Raw genomic sequence first — 26,265 nt, 5'->3', positions numbered from 1 at the left:
GTAGTTACGCCGGTCCCGGGCTGCTCGCCCACATTCTCGTTGCCAAATACTGCGATCACCTGCCGCTCTACCGTCAGTCGCAGATCGGTGCCCGCGAAGGGGTGCAGTTGGAACGCTCGACCATGGCCGAATGGGTGCACGCCTGTTTCGATCTGTTCAATCCACTTCTCGAAGCGCTCGCCCGCTACGTCATGGGGGCGGGCAAGCTCCACGCCGATGACACCCCGGTGCCGGTGCTCGAGCCGGGGCGTGGCCAGACCAAGACCGGGCGGCTGTGGACCTACGTGCGCGATGACCGGCCGGCAGGCAGCGAAGAGTTCCCGGCGGTGCTGTTTCGCTATTCGCCCGATCGGCGCGGCGAGCACCCGAAGGAGCATCTGAAACCCTTCACGGGCATTCTCCAAGCCGACGCGTTCTCAGGTTACGGCCACCTCTATGGCGAGCGCATCCAGGAGGCCGCCTGCTGGGCGCACGCGCGGCGCGCCTTCTACGAACTGCATCAGGCAAACCAATCGCCGGTCGACGCCGAGGCGCTGGACAGAATCGGTGCTCTCTACGCGATCGAAGCCGAGATCCGGGGCCGCCCGCCTAATGAGCGAGCACAAGCCCGCCAAGCGCGCGCCGGACCGCTGCTCGAATCGTTGCGTGAGTGGTTGCGCCAGACCCTGGCGCGGGTGTCCAAGAAGTCCGAACTCGCCAAGGCGGCCTCGAAGGCCCGTCCCCTCACGTACGACGCGAGCGTCTCGTTGAGCGCCGCGACCTGGAGCCGGTCGAGCCGGATCGCCCGGGCCAGAGGATCGCGCTTCATCCTGGCGATCAGGTCTTCGCGGCCGACCGCGATCCCCGCCTGAGGCCCGCCCAGGAGCTTGTCGCCGCTGAACGTGACCAGGTCCGCCCCTCGGTCGAGGATCGCCCTTACCGGGATCTCGTCGACGATGCCCAGCGGCGCGAGGTCCACCAGATCCCCGCTCCCCCAGTCCACCACCAGGGGAATCCCCGCCTTTCCGGCCACGGCCGCGAGATCCTCGAGCGACGCCTCCTCGGTGAACCCGACGATCTTGAAGTTGCTGGTGTGCACCTTCAGGATCATCCCGGTACGAGCCCCGACGGCGGCCTCGTAGTCGGCGGCGCGCGTCCGGTTCGTGGTGCCCACCTCGCGGAGCGTCGCCCCCGACGCAGCCAGGATGTCGGGGACCCGGAACGAGCCGCCGATCTCCACCAGCTCGCCCCTCGAGATCACCACCTCCTTGCCTCGCGCCAGCGCGCGCAGCGCCAGGAGAATCGCCGCCGCGTTGTTGTTGACGGCCGTCGACGCGCGCCCCGGGAAGAGGCGGGCGAGCAGCGGGTCGAGGTGCGAGAGGCGGCTTCCCCGGGCTCCACGATCCAGTTCGAACTCGAGGTCCATGTAGGCGGCGGCCGCCGTGGCGACGCGCGCGGCCGCGGACTCGGACAGGATCGACCGCCCCAGGTTGGTGTGGGCGACGACCCCGGTCGCGTTGATCACGGTCCTCGGCGAGGGGGCGAGGAGCCGGCGGGCACGATCGCCGACCGCCCGGGCGAGCTCTCCTGGCGCTCCCGCCTCGACGAGGGCCTCCGCGGAGAGCCTCCCGCCGCGCGCCGCCACCCGGAGCCGCTCGATCTCCTCCCGGAGCAGGTCCGCGACGAGAGCGGGCCCGATGTCGCGCGACAGCCTCTGGAACGGGGCGCTGGGGAGTATCTTCCCGACCGCGGGCAGCCCGCGCAGGTCCGGGACACGGCCTTTCGTCGGAGGGACCGACCTGACACGCTTTGTTTGCATCGTCCTCCACCCAAACCTATATTTTTTCGCGGGTTGCCCTGGCCGCGAATCGTCCGTCCCGTGGGCGATTATACGGAGATACCGCCCGTGCCGGATCGACCGAACGTGGGGATCGAAGCGGATATCGAGCGGCTCGAGGCTGGACTGCGCCAGCTCAAGGTGCAGTACGACATGTTCTTCGCCGGGGCGATCCCGAAACAGCCGCTGGAGCTGCGCTCCGAGCTCGAGCGGCTGATCAAACGCTATACCACCGCTCCCCTCCGGAAATACGCCCACCGCTTCCACTTCAACTCTCTGGCCGCGCGCTACAACAGCCTCTCCGAGCTTTGGGCCAAGACCCTCAAGGGAATGGAGGAGGGCGATCGGTCGGCCCCCCAGCTCCTCGACCGGCCGGTCGCGGCGTCGGAGCGTCTCCTCGCGAGGTGCCGCATCCACGACGCGATCGGAGAGCAGGAGGTCCTCAAGCTCCTCCACGCACGCTACCTCGACGCGCGCCGGAAGGCCGGCTGCAACGGCCACGACATCCGATTCGAGTCGTTCCTCCGTGGCGTCTCGGCCCAGGCGGAGCGGCTCCGCGAGACGTCGGGCTGCGGCGAGGTCGAGTTGCGCCTCGTGCTTCATGAGGGTAAGGTTCTCCTGAAAGCACGCCCCGGCCGTTGATCCGGGGCGACGAGGTCCCCATGAGGCACCGCAGCCCGGGCGTTGGGTCGATGCTGTGGCTGCTCGTCGTCGCCGTCCTCTCCGCGGGGATCGCGCTCGCCGCCGATCCGCCGCAGCAGCCCGCTCAGCCCGCTCAGCCGTCCCAGCCTGCCCAGCCGTCGTCCGAGGCGCCGGTGGAGAAGCCGATCGCGAAGGCCTCGTTCTGGCAGCGGCTGAGGCCGCGCCACAAGGACACCGAGGCCCCGGCGGCGGAATCGCCGCGAGAGACCAAGAAGGCCGATGAGGAGGTCAGGTCGGCCGCGCCGCGCGATCTGGTCAAGATCGGAGCGCGCCTCAGGAAGAGTCCCATCGCGGTCGACCCTGTCGCCAAGAGCTACCTCGACCTCGTGGACCGGGGCGGCGCGACGGCTGGGGACCTGAACGACTTCTCGGTGTTCCTCGGCCGCCACGGTTACTACGACGACGCCGTCCAGTACCAGCGGTCGGCTCTTCGTCTCGACTCCAAGAACGCGACGCTCTGGGTGAACCTCGGCACCCTGCACCGCGCGGCCGAGCGGACGTCGGCGGCGCGTGCCGCCTACAAGCGCGCGATATCGATCGACCCCAACAACGCGTACGCGCACTACGACCTCGGCACGGTGTACGAGAGCCAGGGCGACTACGACGCCGCGGTGGACGAGTACAGCCGCGCCCTGATCCTCGACCCCAGGATGGGGGACCCGAAATTCAACCCCCAGGTCGTGAGCAACGACCGGATGCTCGTGGTGAAGCTCCTGAACTACGCGGGTCAGTCCGGCTCGATGGGACTCCCGCTCCTTCCGGTCACCTCCGGCCTGTCGCAGCCGCCTCGTCCCGCTCCGGCGAGCCCCCCTGCAGCCCAGCCGGTCGCTCCCGCGCCCGCGCCGGCGGCCGCGCGCCCCGCGCCGTCCCCGCAGAAGCCGTCCCCTCCTCCGAGCCCCCGGCGCCGCGCCGCGGGACCGGCGGACGACAAAGAGACCCCGAAGAAGTAGCCGATCCCGGCTCGCGCGGCGGCCGGCACCGTGACGGGTCTCGATCCCGTTCCGATCTGTTAGACTCGCGCCCTCATGGCGCTCCTCCGACCCGTCTCGCTCGCGGTCCTCTTCGCGCTCGCGGCCGCCCCCGCGGCGGCGTGGACGCCTCGCACCCGCGCTCAGATGGCCGACGAGGCGATTCGTCTGATGCCCGCCTCGCTCAGGCTCGCCCTCGAGCATCACCGGGACCCGCTGCTCCGGGGCATGCTCGAGCCGATGTCCGGGGAAGACGGGGCCACCCACCGGCCGCCGTCGCACGGAGGATCGCTCGACGCGGAGGTCGCCGTGCGGGCCGCGGCGCTCGTGAAATCGGTGGAATCGGCTGCGGGATTCGACGAGGTCGCCAGGTCCTTCGGCGCCCTCGCCCACTTCGTCGCCGACGCCGGGTTTCCCCCGGGCGCCGCGGGCGCGGCGGGCGTCGCGCGTTACGCCGACTTCGCGGCCTTCTGCGAGTCGCGCCGCCCCAGGATTCCGCTGGTGTTCTACGGATGGGACGACGACGATCTCGCGCGCGGCGACTTCGCGGCGTTCTCCCGCCGCGTTCTCGAGCGGGCGCGGAGGGAATTCCCGAACCTCGAGCGCGCCTACGCCGCCGCCGGGAACCCGCCGGACCCGGCGGCCTTCGACGACCGCTCCGTCCCCTTCGCCGTCGCCTCCCTCTCGTACTCGCAGACCGTGACCGACATCGCCAGGGCGTGGCTCGCAGCGTGGCGCGTGGCCCACGGCGACCTCGGGCGCGTTCCGTACCGCGGGAAGGGCGAGGCGCCGCATGACGGCGGGGATCGCGAAGAAAGGAAGCCGTGATGGTCGAACCGATTCGCCGAGCGCTGGTCAGCGCCTTCGACAAGGAAGGCATCGTCCCCTTCTGCCGCGATCTCGATGCCGCCGGCGTCGAGATCCTCTCCACCGGCGGGACCTCGCGGCTGCTCAAGGAGAACGGCGTGCGCGTGGTGCGGGTCTCCGACCGGACCGGATTCCCCGAGATGCTGGACGGCAGGGTCAAGACGCTTCACCCGCGGATCCACGCGGGCATTCTCGCGATCCGGTCCGACGCCAGGCACATGGAGGACCTGAAGCGCGCGGGGATCGACCCGATCGACCTGGTCGTGGCCAACCTCTACCCGTTCGAGAAGACCGCGTCGATGGAAGGGATCGAGCTCGCCGAGGCGGTGGAGATGATCGACGTCGGCGGGCCCACGATGGTCCGCGCCGCGGCCAAGAACTACGCTCACGTGGGTGTCGTGGTGGACCCGGCGGACTACGGGGCGGTGATCGAGGAGATCCGGGAGAGCGGCGGCCTCTCCTCCGAGAGCCGCCTCACGCTCGCGGTCAAGGCGTTCCGCCACACGTGCGCCTACGACGCCGCGGTCTCCGCTTACCTGAGCCGGATCGGACCGCGGGGCGAGCTCCCCTCGGTGGCCGGCGCGGGGTTCCCCGAGAGGCTCGACCTCGGGTTCTTCAAGTCGCTCGATCTGGTTTACGGCGAGAACCCGCACCAGCGGGCCGCGTTCTACCGGGACCCCCTGGCGACCGGCCCGTCGGTGAGTCGCGCCGTCCAGCTCCAGGGGAAGCCGCTCTCGTTCAACAACCTCCTGGATTTCGACGGCGCGCTCACCCTGGCGGCGGCGTTTCGTGGCGAGGCGTGCGCGATCATCAAGCACGGCAATCCGTGCGGAGCCGCCCTGGGACGGGATGGCGCCGAGGCGTTCGGCAAGGCCCTCGAGTGCGATCGGGCCAGCGCCTTCGGCGGCGTCATCGCGTTCAACGCGCCGGTCGACCGCGCGGCCGCGGAGGCGATCGCCGAGGCGTTCTACGAGGGGGTGATCGCGCCGGCGTTCGAGGAAGGCGCCAGGGAGGTGCTCGGGCGGAAGAAGGGGCTGAGGCTCCTCCAGTGCGGAAGCCTCTCCGGGTACGCCCGCTCGGGATTCGACCTGCGCCGCGTGAACGGCGGCCTCCTCGTGCAGGACTGGGACGACGATCCCGATCCCGTCGCCGAGGCCAAGGTCGTGACTCGCCGAGCGCCGAGCGATCAGGAGTGGAGGGCGCTCGATTTCGCCTGGACCGTGGTGAGGAGCGTCAAGTCGAACGCCATCGTGTACGCCCTCGCGGACCGGACGGTGGGGATCGGCGCGGGCCAGATGAGCCGGGTGGACTCGGCCCGGCTCGGGATCGAGAAGGCGAGCGCGACGGTGCGGGGAGCGGTCGTGGCGTCCGACGCCTTCTTCCCCTTCCGCGACGGTCTCGACGTCGCCGCCCGGGCGGGCGTGACCGCCGCGATCCAGCCCGGCGGCTCGATCCGCGACCCCGAGGTGATCGCGGCGGCCGACGAGCACGGGATGGCGATGGTGTTCACCGGCCGGCGCCACTTCCGGCACTAGGGGCGGACGCCTACTCGTTCACCTTCCGGAACGGGATCGACTCCGCGACGTCGTAGAACGCGCGGTCCTTCTCGAGACCCTGGTATCTCCGGGCCAGCTCCTTCGCCCGGCGCACGGCGGGGTCGCCCGGATTGATCTGGAGCGTTTCGTCGAAGCTCTCCTGCGCCTCCTTGCAATTGCCTGCCCGGAGGGACACGAGGCCGAGGTTGTACCACGCGTTGGCTTTGTAGTGCTCGATCTCGGCGGCGTAACGGCCCTGGGGAAGACGGTACAGGATCTTCAGCGCCGGCGTGAACTCGCCCTCGTCGAACGCCGCCTTCGCGCGGTCGATCTGATCGCGCTCCGCCTTCTGGGCCTTGTACCGCTCGCCCGCCTGGCTCAGGCCGGCCCGGGCCTCGTCCAGCCCGGGATCGAGCGCCAAGGCGTCGTTGTACGCGACGACGGCCGTCGCGAAGTCGCCGGCCTCCATCGCCGATTTCCCGCGGGCCATCGCCTCGGAAACGCTCTTCGACGTGGGGACGACCGGAAGCTTCGGCGACGACGTGATCTCCCGCCGCGACGGCACCGGCCGCGCGGAAGCCTCGGGACGGGCCCCCGCCGCGGGAGGCGCCGACTTGCCGTGGAGCAGGGTCGGGAGCTTCCACGCGGCCGCCCCGATCGTGGCTGCGGCCACGACGACGGCCAGGCCCGCGACGATCGGCCAGGGGAGCGAGGACCGCGGGGGCGCCAAGGCGAGAGGCGGGGCCGAGACCTCGTCACCGATCCCCGCTTCCTCCCGCGCCAACGCACCGCCGCTCGCGGCCCCGCTCGCGAGCTGAAGGGGGATCGAGGCCGCGTTCGAGTCCCCGGTCATCGTCCGCGGCCCCTGGGGCGCGCCGACGTCCGCGGCCTCGAGCCGGGACCCGGCGGCGAGCAGGTCCTCGCCCTGGAACGCCTCGGAGCCTTTCGAAGGCGCCGGCCCCCGCTCCTGCGCCGCCTGGGCGGCGTCGATCCTCTCGAGGTAGTCCACGGCCTCGAGATGACTCGGGTATCTCTGAAGGACCTTCTGGAGGAGCGAGCGCGCCTCCTCGAGCCTGCCCGCCTCGAAATCCTGGACCGCTTCCGCCAGCCAGTTCTCGACGTCGCGGCTCGAGTTCCCCTGGGCGGTGCGGAGTTCCTGCTCCAGGGTCAGCGCCTGCTCGTTCTGCTCGTCGAGGATGAACACGCGGGACAGGATGCCGAGGGCCTCGTCGATCCGTTCGGCGGTCACCTCGCGCTTCGCTTCTTCCAGGAGATCCTCGACGCGGCGCTTCAACTCCTCCGCTGCGGCGCTCGGCGCGGCCGGGGCCGGCGGCGGCTCGATCACCTTGGCCTCTTGCGCGCCCGCCGTCGCCGGCGCGGGCGCCGGCCCGGCGGTCGCCGCCGCATGCGGCTTTGCGCCGGCCGCGTTCGCTCGAGCCGGAGGGTCGCCCACCGGCCCGGAAGGGGCGGGAGCGTCGGCCGCCCGCTTCGCGCCGTCGAGACGGGTCGAGAGCGCGTCGAGGACCTTCAGATCTCCGTCGAGAGGGTCGCCGTCCCGCGAGGCGTTCTCGCATTGGCGCAGCAGGTTCGCCGCTTCGAGGTGGTGGGCATCCACCGAGAGGACCTTGCGGCAGGCGGCGGCCGCTTCACCGAGCCGCCCCGCCGCCACCCCGGCCTTGGCCCGCGCCAGGTGTTCCAGGACGAAAGGCTCGGTCTCGAGCGCGCGGCGCGCGCGCGCCACCGCTTCGGTGACCGCGGACTCGGACGGCGCCTGGGCCGCGAGCTTCTCCGCCGAATCCACGGCGCCCCGGAGATCGCCGGCCTCGATACGCGCGTCCACCTCGTCCAGCCGGCGCCTCAGGTCCGCGGGAGCGATTCGCGAGAGGACGGGCGGGGGCGGTTGCGGCGCCTGGGGCTCGCGCGTCTCGACGAGCATCGCCGCGAGCCGGACCCCTTCCATCGCCTGCTCGTCGCCGGGATCGATGGCGAGGAGCGACTGCCACGCCTCGAGCGCGTCGCGGAACTCGCCGCGCAGGTAGTGCTCGGAGGCCTTTTCGTGGAGCTGGGCGATCTGCTGACGATCCATGGGCGACCCCGTCCCGGCACGCACCTCGGCCGGCGGGGCAAATATAGGTTCCGGAACGGGATCGGCCAGTCCGCGGCGCCGGTCAGCGGGCGGTCCGCCGGCGCGCCAGGAAAGCGGCCCGGCAGGCTTCAGAGCAGAAGAACAGCTCCTCCGCGCCCTGACGCACGGTGAGGGCCCGGGACTTCGGCAGGAACGTCTGGCAGATCCGATCCCGGACCATCGCGCCCTCGAAGCGGGGGACGGCGTGGCGCGATCCGGAGCCCGCGGCGGCGAGGCCCCCGGCGAGGCGCCGAATCAGCCACCACGCGCCGAAGACGGCGAGGAGCAGAACGACGAGGCGCCGGATCACGAGGCCGCTCCCCGCCCGGACTTCGCGTGCGCCAGGTCCTGGCGGAGCCTGTCGAGGCCAGGCGCTCCGGGATTGACCTTCTCGAGCTTCCGTAGCGCCTCGTCGGCGGTGTCGAACCGGCCGAGATCGAACCCGGCGACCACGGCCGCGTTGTACAGCGACTGCCAGTGCGTCGGATCCGCCGCTTGCGCACGGCGGAAGTAATCGAGCGCATCGTCGGGCCGCTTGAGCTGCCGGAGGCAGATCCCGGCGTCGGTGAGGACGTTCGCGTCCTGCGGCTCGAGGTCGATCGCCCGCCGGTAATAGTCGAGCGACTCCGTCCACCGTCCCGAGTCGTACATCAGGTTGCCGAGGCGCTTCAGCGCCCCCAGGTTCCTGGGGTCCGCGTGGAGCACGCGCTCCAGGTCGGCGACCTCCGCCGCCGACGGGGCCGGGCTCGCGGCCGGAGCGCCGGTGGTGGATGCCGCGCCCTCCGAGGGCGGTGCGGCAACGAAGCGTTCGAGGGAAACGCTGGCCGACGGGTGCTTCGTGAAATCGAAGACCCCGTATCCGATCAGCGCGCCGAGCAGGACGCCGCCGGCCAGGTACGCCCACTTCTCCCTATTCACCTGTTGCACCTCGAGCGTGGCGTCGAGTCACCGTAGCGCCGGGCTCCGAGGCTGTCAAGGACGGCGGAACTCGGGTAGACTCGCCGCGATGGCCCGGTCCGGCGCCCCTTCCTTACCCAACCTCTACGGCCTCGAGCTGGAGGCGCTGGTCGCGCTGCTCGGCGGGCACGACGCCGAGCCGTACCACGCGGGACAGATCCACCGTTGGCTCTATCGCTTCCGCCGATTCGACCCGGCGAAGTGGACGGACCTCCCGCGAAGGCTCAGGTCGCGGCTCGCCGAGACCTCCCGGATCGACCCCGGATCGATCGCGGGTCGGGCCGAGGCGAGGGACGGCACGGTCAAGTACCGGATCGCCTTGGCCGACGGGGGAGAGGTGGAGGCGGTGCACATGTCGCAGCGCGGCCGGGCGACGCTCTGCCTCTCCAGCCAGGTCGGTTGCGCCCTCGACTGTGACTTCTGCCTCACCGGGAAGATGGGTCTCGCCCGCCACCTCGACGCGGGAGAGATCGCGGGCCAGGTGGCGCTGATCCAGGAGGACCGCGGCCTCGGCGGAGCCCCGTTCAACGTGGTGTTCATGGGGATGGGCGAGCCGATGCACAATTACGATCACGTCATGGCGGCATTCAGGCTCCTGACCGACCCCCTGGGATTCGGCCTCTCGCACCGCCGCGTGACCGTGTCGACCTCCGGCCTGGTGCCGGGCATCGAGCGGCTCGCCGCGGAGACCGCGCGTCCCCGACTCGCCGTCTCCCTCAACGCGACGACCGACGCGGTGCGCGACCGGCTCATGCCGGTGAACCGGAAGTACCCGCTGGCGCGGCTCCTCGAGGCCTGCCGTTCCTTCACGCGCGCCACCGGCGACCGCTTCTCGTTCGAGTACGTCCTGCTCCGCGGCGTCAACGACACCGAGGAGGACGTGAATCGCCTCGCGCGGATCGTGCGGGGCCACCGAGCGAAGCTCAATCTGATCCCGTTCAATCCGGTCCCGGGCTGGCTCGAGTACCTCCCTCCCCCGAAGCCGCGCGTCGAGACGATCCGCGACCGGCTCCTCGCGCTGGGCGTCCCCGTCAGCATCAGGTGGAGCCGCGGGGCGGAGGCGCGGGCGGCTTGCGGCCAGCTCGCGCTGCTCCCCGATCGGCCGCAGGGCGCGGCGGTCGGGGCGCGCGCCCCCGCCCCGTCCCCCAGGAGGCAGCCGTGATCGACCTCGACGGAAAGTCCGCCCTCGTCACCGGAGGCTCGCGCGGGATCGGCCGCGCCTGCTGCCTCGCCCTCGCCCGCGCCGGCGCGAAGGTCTGCGTGAACTACCGGGTCGAGTCGCCGTCGGCCGAGCTCACCGTCGACGAGATCGAGGGCGCCGGCGGGGAGGCGTTCGCCCTCGCGGCCGACGTCTCGCGCCCCGAAGACGCCGAGATGCTCGTGGACGAGACCGTCCACCGCCTGGGCGGCATCGACATCCTGGTGAACAACGCCGGGATCTGGAAGGGCTCCCCGGTCGACGAGATGACCGACTCCGAGTGGGCGGAGACGCTCTCGATCAACCTGACCGGGACGTTCTTCTGCACTCGCGCCGCGGTCCCCTTCATGAAGAAGGCGCGCTGGGGGCGAATCGTCAACGTCTCGAGCACCGCGGGCCAGCGGGGAGAGGCGTTCCACTCGCATTACGCGGCGAGCAAGGGGGGGGTGATCTCGTTCACGAAGTCGCTGGCGGTGGAGCTGGCGCCGCACGGGATCACGGTCAACTGCGTCGCGCCGGGCTGGGTCGCCACCGACCTGACCCGGGAGTCGCTCCTCGGCGCCGAGCGGGAGGCGATCCTCGGCTCGATCCCCCTCGGGCGCGTGGCCCGACCGGAGGAGATCGCCGGCGCCGTGGCGTTCCTCGCCTCGGACCTCGCGTCGTTCGTGACCGGCGAGGTCCTGAACGTCAACGGCGGCGCCGTGCTGGTGGGCTAGCCGGCCGGTCCGAGGATCGCGCGCCGAACGAGCTAGTTCGCCAGGCCTTCCTCGAGGCGGCGGAGCGCCTCGCGGAGCGTCTCTTCCCGCTTGCAGAACGAGAACCGCACGATGCTCCTCCCACGCTCGGGCTCGGAGTAGAACGACGACCCCGGGACGCACCCGACGCGGATCTCCTCGGCCAGCCGCCGCGCGAACGCCGCGTCGTCCGTGACTCCGAGCCCCCTCGCGTCCGCGAGGACGTAGTAGGCCCCGCGGGGGACCGAGCACTCGAATCCGACGTCCTCGAGCCCCGCGACCAGGAGGTCCCGCCGGGAGCGGTAGGCCGCCGCCAGCTCGCGGTAGTAGTCGTCCGGCAGGGACAGCGCCACGGCCCCCGCCTCCTGGAGCGGCGCCGGAGCGCCCACGGTGAGGAAGTCGTGCACCTTGCGGATGCCGGCGGTGAGCGCCGGACAGGCGACGGCCCAGCCGACCCTCCACCCGGTCACCGAATAGGTCTTCGAGAGGGCGCTGATCGTGACCGTGCGGTCCGCCATGCCGGGAAGCGTCGCGATCGGGACGTGCTCCGCGCCGTCGTACAGGATGTGCTCGTAGATCTCGTCGCTGAACGCCACGACGTCCCACTTCCGGCAAAGATCGGCGATCGCGGTGAGCTCGTCGCGCGAGAACACCTTGCCGGTGGGGTTGTTCGGCGAGTTCAGGACGATCCCGCGCGTCCTCTCGTTGAATGCCGCCGCCAGCTCGTCGGGGTCGAAGCCGAAGTCCGGCGGCTTCATCCCCACGAATCGCGGCACCGCCCCCGCCAGGATCGCGTCGGGACCGTAGTTCTCGTAGAACGGCTCGAACACCACCAGCTCGTCCCCCGGATCGAGCACCGCGAGGATCGACGCGATCATCGCCTCGGTGGAGCCGCAGGTGACGGTGATCTCCCGGCCCGGGTCGATGGCCATGCCGTAGCGGCGGCCGTACTTCTCGGCGACGGCCGCGCGCAGCGAGGGGGCGCCCCAGGTGATCGCGTATTGGTTCACGTCCTCCGCGATGGCGCGCCGGGCGGCCTCCTTGACCTCGGCGGGGGCCGGGAAGTCGGGGAATCCCTGGGCGAGGTTGATCGCGTCGTGGATCCCACAGAGCCTCGTCATCTCGCGAATGACCGACTCGGTGAAGCGGCGCGCCTTGAGGCTGACGTCGAGCACGCTCAGTTGTCCGCCCGGCGCGCGCCGGTGCACAGCAGGGCCGCCGGGGCGCCGCGACCCTCGTCGAACCGGCGGATCCTCACCCCACGGAAGCCGGCGCGGCGCAGCCGGTACTGAAGCTCCACCTCGTGGAACGAGAGGATCTCGGGGCCGGACGGCTCCCCTGCGAGCCTGAGCGGGGTCCGCTGCCGTCCCCTCGGTGACGCGGACACGATCGCGGCGAGCAGCCCGCCCTCGACCAGCGCCCGGTGGATCTCCGCCAGGATGCGGTCGACGTCCTCGGGCCGAGGCCCGGCGATGGAGCGGATCGCCACCGCGACGTCGATGGAGTTGCGGAACGGAGCGAGGTCCCGGAGGTCCCGCCGGCGGAAGGTGACGGCCTTGCCCACACACACCCTTCGCGCCAGGGCGAGGCTCGCCGGGGCGTAGTCCACCGCGATCACCTTGCCGAACTGGCGGGCCAGGAACGGCAGGAGCCGCCCCGATCCGCAGCCGAGGTCCGCGACGGTCATGAGCCGGCGTCCGGGCACCCCGCTGAGGAGTCCGACGAGCGACGCCTCCGCGGGCGGAGGGTCGCCCTCGCTCCCCGCGCTCAGGACGGTGAAGGCGTCCCAGTCCTCGGGTCCCCAGCGCATGCGGCCTCCCCGCCTAGAATCTAGTCCCGTGCGCGCCCTCCGACCACGGCGAGGTCAGCTCAGGAGGTTCGCCAGGAACTCGGCATTGGTCGGGTAGCGCGACAGCCGGTCGGTCAGGAGCTGCATCGCCTCCGCGGCCTTGAGCGACGCGAGGGCCCGCCTCAGGAGCGTGACCCTCGGCAGCTCCTCGGCGGTGAACAGCTTCTCCTCCTTCCGCGTTCCGCTCTTCGAGATGTCGATGGCCGGGAAGATCCTGCGCTCGAACAGCCCACGGTCCATCACGATCTCCATGTTCCCGGTCCCCTTGAACTCCTGGAAGATCACCTCGTCCATGCGCGAGCCCGTGTCCACCAGCGCGGTCCCGATCACGGTGAGGGACCCACCCCCCACGACCTTCCGAGCCGCCCCGAAGAACTTCCGGGGCTTCTCCATGGTGCGCGCGTCGACGCCGCCGGAGAGCACCCGCCCGGAGCTCCGCTGCTCCGTGTTGTACGCCCGCGAGAGGCGGGTGATCGAGTCGAGCAGCACCACCGCGTCCCCGCCCGCCTCGACGAGCCGCTTCGCGCGCTCGATCGCGATCTCCGCGACCTCGAGGTGGTTCTTCGCCAGCTCGTCCGACGACGACGCGATCACCTCGCCCCGCACCGACCGCCGCATGTCCGTGACCTCCTCGGGTCGCTCGTCCACGAGGAGCACGATCAGGTGGATCTCGGGATGGTTCGTGCTGATCGAGTGGGCCATCTTCTGGAGCAGGACGGTCTTGCCCGCCTTGGGGGGAGCGACGATCAGGCATCGCTGCCCCTTCCCGATCGGGGTGACGAGGTCCACGACGCGCATCGAGAGGTCCGCCGGGTCGCACTCGAGACGGATCCGCTGCGTGGGATCCTCCGCGACCAGGCTCCGGAACGGCGTCCTCTGCCCCCAGCCCTCGGGCTCCCCGCCGTGAATCGTCCTCACCTCGCCCAACCAAGGAGGCTGCCCGGGTCGGGCGGGAGGGACCGCGAGCCCGGCCATCTCGACCCCGGTCTCGAGGCCCAGCCGGGCGACGACGTCGCGCGGGACCAGCGGGTCGCCTGGCTGCGGGTCGTAGTCCGACTGCGGCGATCGCAGGAAGCCGTGCCCGGCGGCGACGACGTGCAGAACCCCCGCCACCTCGAGACTCGGGTTCCCGGGGGGAGGACCCGCGGGGAGCCGCCCGTGCTGCGGGGGAGCGGCCGGAGGTCCTCCTCCTTGATGGCGTCCGCGCCGGCGCGAGCGGCGGCGTGGGCCGGGACCGGGGCCTCCCTGTCCATGGAGCATGTCGTCGAGTCTCCTGCTTTCCGGTCAGCCGCGGGCGTCCGCCGCGATCGCGTCGAGGATCTCGGCGGCGAACAGGATCAGGACCTCCACGGCGACGTCGAGCTTCAGCCCGGCGTCGGTGAGCGAGATGTCGAATCCGTCCCCTTCGGGACGCGCCACGAGGTAAGCCCCGGGGACTTCCCATCCCGACAACTCGAATCGCGCGGCATCCGCTCCCCGCCGCCGGATCAGGAACAGGCGGCCATCGGGCGCCAGCAGGTTGCTCGGCGCGCCGTCGCCGTCGGCTTCCCGCGTCGTGCGGCTCGATGCGCCGCCCCGGCGGTCGCTCAACACGAAGCCGCCCGGATAGGAGCGATCCCGCTCGAGGAGCCAGCGAGCCCCCGAAGGCCCCTGCGAAACCTCCCACCCGTCGCCGGCCGCGCTCACGGCCAACGCCGCCGCGCCGCCACCCGGTTCGATCCGGAAGCCGCCCTCCCGCGTCGTCGCGAGTCTCATCGATGTGGAAGCGCCACGCTCTCTCTCGCGGGCCGGTTCCGGACGGGCCGCATGCCTTTGCCCCGCCCTCGGGTCGAATCGGAGGGGGAGTATACACCGATCCGCGGAGGCGGCCCGGCTGTTCGCTCACCCCGGCCCGCCAGCGCCCGGCCCGGTCGGCCTCGCCGCCGGCGGCCTCGAGACCGGGGCGGACCCCGGAACCTTCGAAGCGTCCCGCGGCGTCGCCTCCTCCGGCTGCGGAACCCCGCGGCGCCGCAACTCGCGCAGCGCGGAGGCGGCGGCCGCACGGACGAACTCGTTCGGATCCCGCGAGGCCGCGTCGAGCGGCGCGTACGCCTCGCCCACCGCCGCGCGCCCGATGGCATCCACCGCGGCGGCGCGGACCGCCCACGACGCGTCCTCCCCGGCGAGCCGGGCGAGCGCTTCGAGCGCGCCGGCGGGGCCGAGGCGCGCGATGGCCTGGACCGCAGCGAGCCGGACCTGGGATGCGGGATCGCCGAGCGCGGGAAGAACGGCACGAGCGCTGTCGTCGGTTCCGAGCTCTCCGACGGCCTGGACGGCCACCCGTCTCGAGCGCCAGTCGGGATCCGTGACCGCGACCCGGACGAGGTCGGGCACGGCCTCGGTGGCCCGGAGATCGAGTAGGCACTCCGCCGCCGCGGCGCGAACGGCGGGGTCCGGATCGCCGAGCGCCGGGCGAGCGCGCTCACTGGTACCGGGAACTCCGAGCCTCACCAATGCCGCGAGGGCGCTCGCGCGAACCGACCCGTCCTCGTCGGCGAGGCTCTCCTCGATCCTCGCCACGTTCGAGGCGGTCGGCTCGCGCTCCCAGTCGAGGACCCGCGCGACGCGCCGGTCGACCCGACCGCGGCACGCGGCGGCGAGAAGCGTGAGGCCGACGATCCCAATAACCCTTCGACTGTTCAAGGTCGAGAACATACTAGCTGATGTCGTGATGAATATCGACATTTTCGAAATCAATCCATATGCAAAATCTTTGTTGCGTCGAAACTTGCCACACCGTATCTCATGCATCGACAAACAAAATACGAGGACACCAGACCATGCCTATTCTCTCCTCCGAAATTCACTTCAGAAAAGGGCTCGCCGCCCTCTCCGAAGGAAACCCGGCCGAGGCGGTGGAGCAGTTCAGGCAGGCGATCGTCATCGAGCGCCAGCGCAGCGTGTCCCGTCCGCAGATGCGGTACGTGTCGTTCTACGGGCTCGCGTTGGCGAGGGCGAACGGCGCGACCGCGGAGGCGGTCCAGACGTGCGAGCGCGCCGCGAAGCTCGATTTCTGCAACCCCGACCTCCTTCTCAACCTCGGGCAGGTCTACCTCCTGGCGGGGAAGACGACGCGCGCCCTGATGGCGTTCGAGCGCGGGCTCAGGCTCGCGCCCGAGCACGGGCGTCTTCGCGCCGCCTTGGCCGAGGTCGATCGCCGCGGCACGCCCCCCCTCCCGTTCCTTCGAAGGTCTCATGCGATGAACCGCTGGCTCGGCAAGCTGCGGCGAGCGACGCTGAGCCGGATCCCGCTCAAGCCGCCTCCCCGCCGCACGGTCACTCCCTCCTGACCGTGCAGCGAAGCTGGTCCCTCCTCCCCTCGTTTCGAGCCGTCGCGAACCGGCGGCTCCCGGGCGGTCGATAGGCCGCCCGTTTTCTTTCCTCTCAGCGGGCACGCTGGAGCCGGAGCGCGACGTAACGCTGAGACGCATCCACGGCGCGCCTCAGCGACTCACCCCGTGCCAGGTACCCTGCGAGCGCGGCGGCGTGCACCCCGCCGGCGCCCGCCACCCGCGGGGCGAGGATCCGCGATGCATCGAACACCGCGACGGGTCCTCCGTCGTCGAGGACGTCGAGCACGCGATCGCCCCAGGCGGCACCCGCCACCAGCGCCGCCCTCGCGCCCTGAGCGCGGAGCGCCGCCGCTCCGCGCTTGATCCCCTCGAGTTCGCGCCCCCGCTCCCCCGCCATCACGGGGAGATCGCCCGCCCGAACCAGGACCACGGCGGCCAGAGGGAACAGGAGGCGTCGCATCGCCTCGATCGTCGCGTCGTCGAGGATCCTCGCGCCGCCGATGCGGACGATGGGGGCGACGACGACCGACGCGACGCCGCACTCCCTGAGGAGCGTCGCGACCAGCTCCACCTGGAGCGCGTCGCGCAGGATCCCGATGCGCGCCGCCCTGGGCCGCGCTCTCTCCGCCAGGGACTCGAACTGCTCCGCGACGAGCGACAGCGACAGCCCCTCGAGCGCGCCGACGCGCTCCTGCGACGCGACCAGAATCGACGTCACGACTTGCACCGGGCGGCAGTGCAGCTCGGTGAGAGCGGCCGCGTCCGCGGTCACCCCCTCCTCCCCGAGCGTGTCCACGGCGTGGACCGTGAGGACGACCGGATCGACGCTCAAGGCCCCTCCCCCGCGCCTCCGCTCCGTAGCGACCGCCAGAGCGCCGCCGCCTCCCTCGCCGCCACGGCCAGGTCCACGAGCCCCAGACCGCTCACCGCGCCGCGGACCCACCCGCTCCTCACGCAAGCCCCCCACGCCGGGAGCAGGACGTACGTCGCCTCGTCCCAGAACGCGGTCCACGGCGCCGCGGCGAGGAACACCCCCAGCACGCCGAACACGTAGACCCCGAGCGCCGGCCGGATCCGATCGGTCAAGCGCCCTCCGGGCCTTCGAAGATCTCCGACCGGCGGAACAGCGGGTAGAACGGCCAGGACGAGAGCTTCTCGGTGCCGCCCTCCTCGCGATCGACGAGGCAGACCACCGCGACGACCGTGAGACCGGCCTCCTGAGCCGCCTCGATCGCCCTGAGCGTCGAGCCCGCGGTGGTGACCACGTCGTCCACGATCACGACCCTCGAGCCCGCGGGCACGTCTCCCTCGATGCGGCGCCCGGTGCCGTGGTCCTTCGCCTCCTTGCGCACGATGAACGCCCGCATCTCCGGTCCCTCGACGAAGCTCAGCGCGGCGACGGGGCAGACGATCGGGTCGGCGCCGAGGGTGAGCCCCCCGATGGCGTCGGCGTGGATTCCGTGCTCCCTCAGCGTTCTCAGGATCTCCCGCGCGGCGAGGTACGCCCCCTCCGGAAGCAGGGTGGTCTTCTTCGAGTCGAAGTAGTAGCGGCTCTTCCGGCCGGAGGCCAGCGTGAAGTCGCCGAACAGGAGGGAGTGCTTCTTGAGGAGTTCTTTCAGTCGCTCGCGCTCGCTCGCCATGCGTCCGTCTCCCCTGGGATTCGAGAACTATAGCAGCCCGCCGACGCGCGAACAGCACCCCGCTTGACCGATCGCTCTCGCGTCACCCATATTACGAGAGGGGTCACGGAGGTCTCGCCCGGATGCGCAACAGCACGGTCACCCGTTGGATCGCCGCGGCGCTCGTCGTCGCACTCCAGCTCGCGCTCGCCCCGGCGTTCGCCGGGGGCGCTCCCGCGACGCTGGCCGGAACGGTCGTCGCCGCCGCTTCCCGAGCGCCCGTCGCCGGCGCCCGCGTGCACGTCGGGGACAAGAGGACCGGGAGGATCGTCATCTCCGAGGCGACCGGGGCGGACGGCGCGTTCGCGGTCGGCGGCCTCGCGCCGGCGGCGTACGATCTCGCGGTCGAGTCGGCCGGCGGCCTCTACGTCGTGAGCTCGCCGCTGCCCCTCGCGCCGGGCGAGCGCCGATCGGTTCAGCTCGCGGTCTCCTCCCCGCCGGCGCAAGGCGGCGAAAAGAGCAAGCCGCCGCAGAAGAGGTCGCTCTCGAAGGTCTGGAACAACCCGCTCGCCGCGACGCTGATCGTGGTGGGCGCGGCGGTGATCATCGGGGTGATCGTCGGCAACGCGACGAGCGAGACGCCGACGAGCCCGTCGGCTCCGTGAATCGCGACGACGAAGGGGCCGCGCGCGCCCGATCCCTCGCGTGACCGCGGTCATTTTTCCGCTTGACCTCGCGATCCTCTCGGAGTATTTATCAGGTGACTTCCTTCTGAGGAGGTCCTGAAACTCGGGCCCGCCGGTGTCGTCCCGGCCGCCCCGGGTTTCTTTTTCTTTCTTACGCTTTACGCCGGCGCGATGCTCGCGACGTGCTCCACGTACCAGCGGTAGGTCGATTCGAGCCCCTCGCGCAGCGGGATGTGCGGCCGCCAGCCGAGCGCTGCGAGCCTCGACACGTCGAGCAGCTTCCGGGGAGTGCCGTCCGGCCTCGACGCGTCGTACACGATCTCGCCGCGGTAGCCCACGACGTCGCGGACCGTCGCCGCCAGATCGGCGATGGTCTGGTCCGTCCCGCACCCGACGTTGACGATCTCGGAGCCGTCGTAACGGTCCATCAGGAACAGCGCGGCGTCGGCGAGGTCGTCCACGTGGAGGAACTCCCTCCGCGGCGTTCCCGTCCCCCAGACGGCCACGCTCGGCGCATCGGCGACCTTCGCCGCGTGGAACTTCCGGATCAGCGCCGGGAGCACGTGCGAGTGCTCCGGGTGGAAGTTGTCGCCGGGGCCGTAGAGGTTCGTCGGCATCAGGCAGATCGACCGGAAGCCGTGCTGGCGCCGGTAGGACTGGCACATCTTGATCCCGGCGATCTTCGCGAGCGCGTAGGCGTCGTTGGTGGGCTCGAGCGGCCCGGTGAGCAGCGCGTCCTCCCGAAGGGGCTGGGGCGCGAGCTTGGGGTAGATGCACGAAGAGCCGAGGAACAGGAGCTTCGACGCGCCGCTGCGCCACGCGGCGTCGATGACGTGGGTCTGGATCAGGAGGTTGTCCCGGATGAAATCCGCCGGGTAGCTGTCGTTCGCCAGGATTCCGCCGACCCGCGCGGCCGCGAGGAACACGTACTCCGGACGGACCTCCGCGAAGAACCGCTCGCTCGGCTCCTGCCGCGTCAGGTCCAGCTCGTCGAGCTCCCGGGTGACGACGTCGCGGTACCCGGCGCCGCGGAGCCGCCGCACGATGGCGGAGCCCACGAGTCCCGTGTGTCCCGCGACGTAGATCCTCGCCGCCTCATTCACCGCGCTCGCCCCTCGCCACGAATCGGTGGCCGGCGTCCTTGAGGGTCTTCTCCTGGCGGGCCAGCTCGAGATCGTGCTCGGCCATCATCCGGACCAGCTCCTTGAAGCCCACCTTCGGCGCCCAGCCCAGCTTCTCCAGCGCCTTCCCCGGATCCCCGAGCAGGTGGTCCACCTCGGTCGGCCGGAAGTAGCGTGGATCCACCTCGACCAGCCCCTCGGGCGGGAGGCCGAGGCAGGCGCACGCCTCCTCGAAGTACTCCCTGACCGAGTGCGCCTCCCCGGTGGCCACCACGTAGTCGTCCGGCCGGTCCTGCTGGAGCATCCGCCACATCGCGTCGACGTAGTCCCCGGCGAATCCCCAGTCGCGCCTCGCGTCGAGGTTGCCGAGGTACAGCTTTCCCTGGAGCCCCATCTTGATCCGCCCGAGAGCGCGGGTGATCTTGCGGGTGACGAACGTCTCGCCGCGCCGCGGCGACTCGTGGTTGAACAGGATGCCGTTGGCGACGAACATCCCGTACGCCTCCCGGTAGTTGACGCCGTACCAGTGCCCGGCCACCTTGCTGACCGCGTACGGGCTGCGCGGATAGAAGGGAGTCCTCTCGCTCTGCGGCGGAGGGGCGGCGCCGAACATCTCCGACGAGCCCGCCTGGTAGATCCGGACCTGCCGGCCGTTCCCTCCCATGTGGTCGCGCAGGGCCTCGAGGAGACGGAGCGTCCCGAGCCCGACGACGTCCCCCGTGTACAGCGGCGCCTCGAAGCTGACCTTGACGTGGGACTGCGCCCCCAGGTTGTACACCTCCTCCGGCTGGACCTTCTCGAGGACCCGCCTGAGGCCGGTCCCGTCCGACAGGTCGCCGTAGTGCAGGAAGAGTCGGGTTCCGGCGTCGTGCGGGTCGCGGTAGATGTGATCGATCCGGTCGGTGTTGAACGTGCTCGCCCGCCGGATGATGCCGTGCACCTCGTACCCCTTCGCGAGCAGGAGCTCGGTGAGGTACGACCCGTCCTGGCCCGTGATCCCCGTGATCAGCGCTTTCTTCATCGCGTGGGCTCTCCTGGAGGCTCCGGAAGGTAAGACTACAACATACGGCGGGAGGGCGCGTCAGAACCGCCACGCGCCCCACCGCTCCGGCTCCGCCGCGGGGTCGTCCAGGACCGCGGACCAGCAGGACAGCTCGCGGGCTCCGGCGCGGCGGCGGCAGAGGTTCGCGCGGCGCGTCGAGCCCCGCTCCGGGAGCCCGCCGATCGCCCCCCAGGGGATCGCGATCTCCGCGGTCCACCCCCGCTCGCCGATCCGGACCGCGCTGCGCCAGTCGGGAGCGGTCGGGCGAGGCCGGGGCCCCGGGACGCCCCCGCCGAGCGTGGCGTCGCGCGTCACGTTGCCGGGACCGACGGCGAGGACCCGGCACTCGCGGGAGACGCCTCCGGCGCCCAGGAAGATCTCGATCTCGTCGGGATCGCCCGCCCCGCGGAGCGCCGCGTCGGCCTGCGCCGAATCCGGCACGTCGCAGGCGAACGCGAGGTAGAGCGCTCGGTCGTCGTAAGCCACCCAGGCGGTCGTCGCGGCCTCCGGCCTCTCCTTCGCGGCCTTCGCCCGGATCCGGAACGGCTCGAGCTTCCGGGCGGAGGTCCACGCGCGATCGCTCAGCGCGCCGTCGAGGCGCGGCGGCTTCTCCCGCGGGGCGAGACGCGCGACCGTCGCGGCGCCGGTCACGAGGCGCGCCGCGACGTTCGCGTTCATGACGTCCCTCGCGCGCGACACGACGTCCTCGATCCGGAACCCGAGCGGCCTCCCCTCGAGGAGCTTCTCTCGCGCCGATCGGATCGCCCGCTCGACCCCATCGGGGACGTCCCCCTTCCACCAGTTCATCCGCTCGCCGTAGCACCACGCGTACTCGTCCGACGTCGAGAGCGCCCAGTACACGTCGTGCTCGAGCCAGAGGAGCCGGTCCGCGGGGGACGCGTACCGGCTCGGGTAGTCGCTCTCCGGGCTCCACCGCGCGAGGAGGTAGTCGACGTAGACCGCCATCCCGACCTCCACCCGGGCGGCGTAGCGGGCGCGAAGCTCGGGGGCCACGAGGCTCCGCGCTCGCTCCTTGATCAGGTGATACGCCCCGAGGTAGTCCTCCCGGCCGCCGTAGTAGTAGGACGGCTCGTTCCCGTCGACGATCCTCGTTCCGGCCGCCGCCGCGTCGAGCATCCCGTCCACGAAGGCCGGGAGGAGCGCGTAGGTCTTCCCCGAAAGCTCGGCGGCCCGCGCCGAGCCGTCCGGCTCGTCCGCGAGGTCGGAGAAGATCCCGAGCTGGAACAGCGTCAGCAGGCGCAGGCCGGGCATCTCCTGCTGGAGCGAGGAGAGGAACTGTCCGCCGCGCTTCCTGACCAGGGCGGCCACCTGCTCGAACGGCCGGTCCCGGTAGGGGCCGGGGAAGGCCCAGGGATTCGGCCCGTACGGCTCCGGGTCGAACGCGACCCCGACGCAGCGTCCGGCCCTGGCGGCGCGCGCCTCGAGCCTGAGGTTCTCGCCGATCGCCTCCCACTGCGCGTCGTCGAACCAGTCCATCCCCCAGGAGTCGGTGGCGTTCAGCACGAGGAAGTTGTCGGTGAGCCGCCCCCACTCGATCCCGCGCAGCGTCTCGATCTGCGGCGCGAGACGTGCCTCGTCCCAGCGTCTCGTGTCGAACGCTTCGTGGTACTCCCGGAGCCGGAGCAGGATCCCGTCGAACGGCGTCGCCTCCATCCTCCGGACGTTGTCCCTCACCTCGTCCGGGAACGGGACGTCCCAGCCGTACTCGACGAGCTTCTTGCGGGGGCGGTCCTGGGCGACCGCGCCCGGCAGGCACAGCCCGGCGAGGACGAAGATCGCGATCCGTCTCGGCTGCACGCGTAGAGACTAGCCGAGGCGGCGCCCGGAGGACAGGCCGCGGCGGGCGCGCGCCACGCTCGAAATGCGGAAATGAGACTCCCGAATGACCATTGTAAGCGACGCGCCACATGTCCCGGAAACCACGGAATTCCTGGACTCTCGGGCGGGCGAGCCCCCTTCTGATGTACATTGCGCTTCCACTCTTGTAAGCTGACCGGGAGACTCCGTCCAGCGGCTTGACCCCTCGCCTCCCAGGAGCGAGATTGGCCCTCGGACGGACTCACCCAAGGAGCTTGTCATGTTGAACCTACGCTGGGCATGGGCCCTACCCGTGCTCGTGCTCCTGTTCTCGCCCGCCGTGGCCGCGCAGCGCGCCGACGCCGTGTTGCTAGTCAACTCGGCGAGCGCCAATTACTCCGACGCGCAGCACTTCATCCGGCCGTACCTCGACAACTTCGGCGTGCCGTACACGGTCCTCGACGTGGCCACGACCCCGGTCGGCCCCGAGATCGGCGACTACGCCCTGATCATCATCGGTCACAAGCAGCTCGACATCGACAGCACGTACCTGGATGCGACCGAGCAGGCCTACATCGTCACCGCGGTCGGCAACGGGACCGGCCTGGTCAACTTCGACAACGATCTCTCGCCGAACGGGAGCGCGCCCCGGTACCCGTTCGTGCAGGACATCTTCGGCTTCACCTATGTCTCGCCCCCCGTCAACCACGACGTCACGTTCACCTCGGCCGCGGGGTCGCACTACATCACGGCGCGGCACGGCGTGGCGGAAGTGATCTCCACCGGCGCGATGACGCTGGCGGGAGTCGTGCTGCCGCCGACGGCGAGCTCCCTGGCCGACGTCACGGCGGCGAGCCAGCCGTTCCTGGCGGTCCGCGCCCACGGCTCGGGTCGCGCGGTGCAGTGGGGGAGCTACGCCTGGATGTCGACGTCGGTGAAGGGGCCGCTGGGCGGCCTGGACGACCTGGTCTGGCGCTCGCTCGTCTGGGCGGCGCGCAAGCCGTTCGTGATGCGGGGGCTGCCGCACCTCCTGACCATGCGGGTCGACGACGTGACGGACCCGCCCTGGTGGGTTCCGATCGCCAACCAGTTCGGCTTCAAGCCCTGGCTCGGGTTGTTCTACAAGGAGGTGTCGGACACCACCGCGGCGACGATCTCGACGCTGGTCAACGCGGGCCAGGCGACGGCCTCCGTTCATGCCCGCGACTCGTACAGCGTGGACCACATGTTCTACTACGACCACGTCAACCAGGCGGATTTCCCCGATGCGACCGTCGCGCAGTACTTCGACGACGCCACGGCGTGGCACCAGGCGCACCAGATTCCCATCGCGAAGTTCGTCGTCCCACAAACCTACGAGTTCGGGACGAACGTATTCGCGGGCTTGCAGGCTTGGGGCGTGGAGTTCGTCGGCACGCACATGGTGCCCGGCCAGCACTGGGGTACGCCCTGGCTCCAGTTGGGCCCCTATCGGTTGTACGAGACCGGGATCTCCGACGGCTCGCTCCCCGTCTGGTACGCGGACTATCTGAGCATCCCCGGGCATCCCGAGTTTGCCAATGATTTCTTCAATTGCATCACCGAGATCCGGGACGAAACCGGACTCCAATGGCTTCCGAGCAACGACGTCGCGTACAGCGTCCAGCGTGGAACGTACCAGGTCGAGCGAGCGTTCGACAGCATGGCCCTGGCCACGCTCTTCACCCACGATTACTACATTCAGACGACCTCCTCGAACAACTGGCAGAGCATCCTGAGCGGGATCACGAGCAATCTGGCGACCGACCACCCGCGCTACGTGACGATGGACGACGCCTGCCAGTACGTCCGGGCGACACGGACTTCGGGCATCTCGACGAGCAGCTACGATCCGGCGACGCGGAATCTGGCGACGACCCTGACGGGGACGACGGACATCCCGACCCAGTTCTACGTCTTCGTCGACAACGCGAGCGGGATCGCGGAGACGCTGATCGACGTGCCCCAATTCTCGGGGTCGGTGCAGGTCGCGCATCAGCTGACCGGATCGCTGGACCACATCGTGGTCACGCCGGCGTCGGGCCGGGTTCCCGCCGGCTGGGGGACCCAGCAGTTCGCGGCGCAGGGCTACGACGCGAGCAACAACGAGATCCCGGGCCTGGCCTACTCGTGGTCGGCGACCGACGGCGGGACGATCGACGCGAGCGGGCTCTTTACCGCGGGGACGACCCCGGGTATTTTCACGAACGCCGTCGCCGCCTCCTGCGGCGGCGTGACGGGTTACGCCTCGCCGGAGGTGTACGCGCCCGTCGTCGATCACTTCGTCCTCGACCCGATCTCGGGGGCGGTCTACGCGGGAACGCCTTTCGGGATCCGGATCGTGGCGTACGACCAGGACGGACGGGTCCACGCGGGCTACACGGGACCGGCGCAGCTGACCGACACCACCGGCACGGTGACGCCGGCCGTCACGGGGGCCTTCACGGGCGGAGTCTGGGCCGGGAACGTGGCGATCGCGACGTCCACCACGGGGGTGACCGTCACGGCCAGCGACGGGGCGGCGAGCGGGACGAGCAACGCGTTCGACGTCCTGGCTCCCCAGGGCGGAACGATCGCGATCGACTGCTGGGAGGACGACCACCAGGATCCGGTGCTCCCCACGACGACGGACGCCGGCGCGCTGGACGACGCGGATGGCCAGTGGACCGAGTTCAAGTCGCCGGATCGCGCGTATCCCACGGTCTTCGCGGGGGTGAACGAAGAGGACCACGACCTGCCCCTGATGCGGTTCTACGCCGACGGCATCCAGACCGGCCCGTACCACATCCACGCGAAGCTGTACACGGCCGGGGAAGGCCGCGACATGCGCTACTTCTACGGCTTCGAGGCCGCCGCGCCGAAGGCGTACCACGTGGATACCGTGGGTGGGGCGGGAGGCGACGAGGCGCATGCATGGTACGACCTGGGAACGATCGACGTCACCGACGGCACGTTCGACATCTACGTCCGGGACGCCGACCTGCTGCCCACGGCCACCAACTTCTACCCGTATTTCGGATGGGCGGCGATCCAGCTCGATTGCGTTCCTGAGACCTGGTACCGGGACGTGGACCACGACGGGTACGGGAACTCCGCGCTGACGCAGCAGGAGTGCGGGGCGCCCGTCGGGTACGTCGCTCAGGGCGGGGACTGCGACGATTCGAATCCGGCGGTGCATCCCGGGGCGTCGGACGCCAACTGCAACGGCATCGACGAGAACTGCAGCGGGACCGCGGACGAAGGGTTCGTCCCCGTCGCGACGAGTTGCGGCGCGGGGTCTTGCGCCCGCACCGGGATGACCTCCTGCGTCGGCGGCGTGGAGCACGACAGCTGCGTCCCGGGCATCCCTTCGGGCAGCGACACCGACGGCGACGGGATCGACGATGGCTGCGACAATTGCCCGACCGTCTCCAACCCGAGCCAGCAGGACTCCGTGGGTAACGGCGTCGGCGATGCGTGCCGGTGCCTCACGGTCACTTGTACGGCCCCGGACACGTGCCATCTTCCGGGAACCTGCGAACCGACGACCGGACTGTGCTCGACTCCCACGCTCGCGCCCGATGACACGGCCTGCAACGATGGGAACGCGTGCACACAGACCGACACTTGCCAGACCGGCGTCTGCGTCGGCTCGAACCCCGTGGTTTGCACCGCGCTCGATCAGTGCCACGAAGCCGGCGTCTGCGACACCGGCACGGGCACCTGCTCCAACCCCGCCAAGCCGAACGACTCGGCCTGCAACGATGGGAACGCGTGCACCCAGACCGACACTTGCCAGACCGGCGTCTGCGTCGGGTCGAACCCGGTCGTCTGCACCGCTCTGGATCAGTGCCACGAAGCCGGCGTCTGCGACACGGGCACTGGGATTTGCTCCAACC

General features: G+C 70.8%; 24 protein-coding genes. 10 read left to right on the top strand and 14 right to left on the bottom strand.

The genetic code is table 11. From position 1 onward, the window contains the following. From LAO51_13065 to purH, 5 genes are all read left to right on the top strand, one after another. Positions 1-851: IS66 family transposase (locus LAO51_13065; GenBank protein ID MBZ5639669.1), on the top strand; the 851-nt coding region annotated here is incomplete at its 5' end. 1,034 nt (positions 852-1,885) lie between these two features. Next, positions 1,886-2,458, top strand: coding sequence for a hypothetical protein (locus tag LAO51_13060; protein ID MBZ5639668.1), 573 nt, complete (start codon positions 1,886-1,888; stop codon positions 2,456-2,458). Between the two features lie 20 nt (positions 2,459-2,478). Beyond that, complete coding sequence (locus LAO51_13055; GenBank protein ID MBZ5639667.1) at positions 2,479-3,468, top strand: tetratricopeptide repeat protein; 990 nt, start codon at positions 2,479-2,481, stop codon at positions 3,466-3,468. Between the two features lie 75 nt (positions 3,469-3,543). Continuing rightward, a complete protein-coding gene (locus LAO51_13050; protein ID MBZ5639666.1) occupies positions 3,544-4,314 on the top strand; it encodes a hypothetical protein in 771 nt (256 codons plus the stop codon). After that, positions 4,314-5,888 carry a bifunctional phosphoribosylaminoimidazolecarboxamide formyltransferase/IMP cyclohydrolase gene (purH, locus tag LAO51_13045; protein ID MBZ5639665.1) on the top strand — a complete coding sequence of 525 codons (1,575 nt, stop codon included), beginning with the start codon at positions 4,314-4,316 and terminating at the stop codon, positions 5,886-5,888. The genes LAO51_13050 and purH overlap by 1 nt, the downstream gene beginning before the upstream one ends. Before the next feature lie 10 nt (positions 5,889-5,898). On the opposite strand, the gene LAO51_13040 is transcribed toward purH, so the two are convergent. The 3 genes from LAO51_13040 to LAO51_13030 form a co-directional block, all read right to left on the bottom strand. Continuing rightward, positions 5,899-7,974, bottom strand: a complete 2,076-nt coding sequence (locus LAO51_13040; GenBank protein MBZ5639664.1) for a tetratricopeptide repeat protein — start codon at positions 7,972-7,974, stop codon at positions 5,899-5,901. Between the two features lie 82 nt (positions 7,975-8,056). Continuing rightward, the gene (locus LAO51_13035) at positions 8,057-8,323 is read right to left on the bottom strand and encodes a hypothetical protein (GenBank protein ID MBZ5639663.1); all 267 of its coding nucleotides are present in this window, start codon (positions 8,321-8,323) and stop codon (positions 8,057-8,059) included. After that, positions 8,320-8,931 carry a tetratricopeptide repeat protein gene (locus LAO51_13030; protein ID MBZ5639662.1) on the bottom strand — a complete coding sequence of 204 codons (612 nt, stop codon included), beginning with the start codon at positions 8,929-8,931 and terminating at the stop codon, positions 8,320-8,322. Before LAO51_13030 ends, LAO51_13035 begins: the two co-directional genes overlap by 4 nt. A gap of 88 nt (positions 8,932-9,019) precedes the next feature. On the opposite strand from LAO51_13030, the gene rlmN reads away from it, so the two are divergent. Both rlmN and LAO51_13020 read left to right on the top strand, forming a co-directional pair. Further along, a complete protein-coding gene (gene rlmN, locus LAO51_13025; GenBank protein ID MBZ5639661.1) occupies positions 9,020-10,132 on the top strand; it encodes a 23S rRNA (adenine(2503)-C(2))-methyltransferase RlmN in 1,113 nt (370 codons plus the stop codon). Then, positions 10,129-10,884 (top strand): 3-oxoacyl-ACP reductase FabG, encoded by a 756-nt coding sequence (locus tag LAO51_13020; protein MBZ5639660.1) that lies wholly within the window; start codon positions 10,129-10,131, stop codon positions 10,882-10,884. The genes rlmN and LAO51_13020 overlap by 4 nt, the downstream gene beginning before the upstream one ends. A gap of 32 nt (positions 10,885-10,916) precedes the next feature. On the opposite strand, the gene LAO51_13015 is transcribed toward LAO51_13020, so the two are convergent. The 5 genes from LAO51_13015 to LAO51_12995 all read right to left on the bottom strand — a co-directional run bounded on the left by LAO51_13015 (position 10,917) and on the right by LAO51_12995 (position 15,433). Beyond that, positions 10,917-12,023 carry an aminotransferase class I/II-fold pyridoxal phosphate-dependent enzyme gene (locus tag LAO51_13015; GenBank protein MBZ5639659.1) on the bottom strand — a complete coding sequence of 369 codons (1,107 nt, stop codon included), beginning with the start codon at positions 12,021-12,023 and terminating at the stop codon, positions 10,917-10,919. 56 nt (positions 12,024-12,079) lie between these two features. Beyond that, the gene (locus LAO51_13010) at positions 12,080-12,712 is read right to left on the bottom strand and encodes a class I SAM-dependent methyltransferase (protein ID MBZ5639658.1); all 633 of its coding nucleotides are present in this window, start codon (positions 12,710-12,712) and stop codon (positions 12,080-12,082) included. Positions 12,713-12,766: 54 nt separating this feature from the next. After that, positions 12,767-14,011, bottom strand: coding sequence for a transcription termination factor Rho (gene rho / locus LAO51_13005; GenBank protein ID MBZ5639657.1), 1,245 nt, complete (start codon positions 14,009-14,011; stop codon positions 12,767-12,769). Between the two features lie 24 nt (positions 14,012-14,035). Next, positions 14,036-14,506 (bottom strand): hypothetical protein, encoded by a 471-nt coding sequence (locus LAO51_13000; GenBank protein MBZ5639656.1) that lies wholly within the window; start codon positions 14,504-14,506, stop codon positions 14,036-14,038. A gap of 126 nt (positions 14,507-14,632) precedes the next feature. After that, positions 14,633-15,433, bottom strand: a complete 801-nt coding sequence (locus tag LAO51_12995; protein ID MBZ5639655.1) for a HEAT repeat domain-containing protein — start codon at positions 15,431-15,433, stop codon at positions 14,633-14,635. 137 nt (positions 15,434-15,570) lie between these two features. Between LAO51_12995 and LAO51_12990 the strand changes: the two genes are divergently transcribed. Beyond that, positions 15,571-16,080 (top strand): tetratricopeptide repeat protein, encoded by a 510-nt coding sequence (locus tag LAO51_12990; protein MBZ5639654.1) that lies wholly within the window; start codon positions 15,571-15,573, stop codon positions 16,078-16,080. 94 nt (positions 16,081-16,174) lie between these two features. On the opposite strand, the gene LAO51_12985 is transcribed toward LAO51_12990, so the two are convergent. From LAO51_12985 to pyrE, 3 genes are read right to left on the bottom strand one after another with little or no spacing between them, the layout of a single operon-like run. Continuing rightward, on the bottom strand, positions 16,175-16,915 hold the full coding sequence (locus tag LAO51_12985) for a hydroxymethylpyrimidine/phosphomethylpyrimidine kinase (protein MBZ5639653.1): 741 nt from the start codon (positions 16,913-16,915) through the stop codon (positions 16,175-16,177). Then, a complete protein-coding gene (locus tag LAO51_12980) occupies positions 16,912-17,169 on the bottom strand; it encodes a hypothetical protein (protein ID MBZ5639652.1) in 258 nt (85 codons plus the stop codon). Before LAO51_12980 ends, LAO51_12985 begins: the two co-directional genes overlap by 4 nt. Next, complete coding sequence (pyrE, locus tag LAO51_12975; protein MBZ5639651.1) at positions 17,166-17,723, bottom strand: orotate phosphoribosyltransferase; 558 nt, start codon at positions 17,721-17,723, stop codon at positions 17,166-17,168. The genes LAO51_12980 and pyrE overlap by 4 nt, the downstream gene beginning before the upstream one ends. A 122-nt stretch (positions 17,724-17,845) precedes the next feature. Between pyrE and LAO51_12970 the strand changes: the two genes are divergently transcribed. Continuing rightward, the gene (locus LAO51_12970) at positions 17,846-18,367 is read left to right on the top strand and encodes a carboxypeptidase-like regulatory domain-containing protein (protein ID MBZ5639650.1); all 522 of its coding nucleotides are present in this window, start codon (positions 17,846-17,848) and stop codon (positions 18,365-18,367) included. A gap of 179 nt (positions 18,368-18,546) precedes the next feature. Here the strand turns inward: LAO51_12970 and LAO51_12965 are convergent, their stop codons facing one another. Genes LAO51_12965 through LAO51_12955 form a run of 3 tightly spaced genes read right to left on the bottom strand, consistent with a single transcriptional unit; the run spans position 18,547 to position 22,369 of the window. Next, positions 18,547-19,491 (bottom strand): GDP-L-fucose synthase, encoded by a 945-nt coding sequence (locus LAO51_12965; GenBank protein ID MBZ5639649.1) that lies wholly within the window; start codon positions 19,489-19,491, stop codon positions 18,547-18,549. Beyond that, complete coding sequence (gene gmd / locus LAO51_12960) at positions 19,484-20,530, bottom strand: GDP-mannose 4,6-dehydratase (protein ID MBZ5639648.1); 1,047 nt, start codon at positions 20,528-20,530, stop codon at positions 19,484-19,486. Before gmd ends, LAO51_12965 begins: the two co-directional genes overlap by 8 nt. A gap of 60 nt (positions 20,531-20,590) precedes the next feature. Then, on the bottom strand, positions 20,591-22,369 hold the full coding sequence (locus LAO51_12955) for a hypothetical protein (protein ID MBZ5639647.1): 1,779 nt from the start codon (positions 22,367-22,369) through the stop codon (positions 20,591-20,593). Positions 22,370-22,649: 280 nt separating this feature from the next. Between LAO51_12955 and LAO51_12950 the strand changes: the two genes are divergently transcribed. Beyond that, a partial coding sequence (locus LAO51_12950; protein MBZ5639646.1) for a hypothetical protein occupies positions 22,650-26,265 on the top strand: 3,616 nt, incomplete at its 3' end.

The sequence above is a fragment of the Terriglobia bacterium genome, assembly GCA_020073205.1.
Taxonomy (GTDB): domain Bacteria; phylum Acidobacteriota; class Polarisedimenticolia; order Polarisedimenticolales; family JAIQFR01; genus JAIQFR01.
This window is presented reverse-complemented; position numbering and strand designations above follow the sequence as displayed.

Excerpts from the sequence above, each read along its gene's own strand:
- LAO51_13055 (MBZ5639667.1), top strand. The coding sequence starts at position 2,479 with ATGAGGCACCGCAGCCCGGGCGTTGGGTCGATGCTGTGGCTGCTCGTC.
- LAO51_13050 (MBZ5639666.1), top strand. The coding sequence starts at position 3,544 with ATGGCGCTCCTCCGACCCGTCTCGCTCGCGGTCCTCTTCGCGCTCGCG.
- purH (MBZ5639665.1), top strand. The coding sequence starts at position 4,314 with ATGGTCGAACCGATTCGCCGAGCGCTGGTCAGCGCCTTCGACAAGGAA.
- LAO51_13040 (MBZ5639664.1), bottom strand. The coding sequence starts at position 7,974 with ATGGATCGTCAGCAGATCGCCCAGCTCCACGAAAAGGCCTCCGAGCAC.
- rlmN (MBZ5639661.1), top strand. The coding sequence starts at position 9,020 with ATGGCCCGGTCCGGCGCCCCTTCCTTACCCAACCTCTACGGCCTCGAG.
- LAO51_13015 (MBZ5639659.1), bottom strand. The coding sequence starts at position 12,023 with ATGACGAGGCTCTGTGGGATCCACGACGCGATCAACCTCGCCCAGGGA.
- LAO51_13010 (MBZ5639658.1), bottom strand. The coding sequence starts at position 12,712 with ATGCGCTGGGGACCCGAGGACTGGGACGCCTTCACCGTCCTGAGCGCG.
- rho (MBZ5639657.1), bottom strand. The coding sequence starts at position 14,011 with ATGCTCCATGGACAGGGAGGCCCCGGTCCCGGCCCACGCCGCCGCTCG.
- LAO51_13000 (MBZ5639656.1), bottom strand. The coding sequence starts at position 14,506 with ATGAGACTCGCGACGACGCGGGAGGGCGGCTTCCGGATCGAACCGGGT.
- LAO51_12990 (MBZ5639654.1), top strand. The coding sequence starts at position 15,571 with ATGCCTATTCTCTCCTCCGAAATTCACTTCAGAAAAGGGCTCGCCGCC.
- pyrE (MBZ5639651.1), bottom strand. The coding sequence starts at position 17,723 with ATGGCGAGCGAGCGCGAGCGACTGAAAGAACTCCTCAAGAAGCACTCC.
- LAO51_12970 (MBZ5639650.1), top strand. The coding sequence starts at position 17,846 with ATGCGCAACAGCACGGTCACCCGTTGGATCGCCGCGGCGCTCGTCGTC.
- gmd (MBZ5639648.1), bottom strand. The coding sequence starts at position 20,530 with ATGAAGAAAGCGCTGATCACGGGGATCACGGGCCAGGACGGGTCGTAC.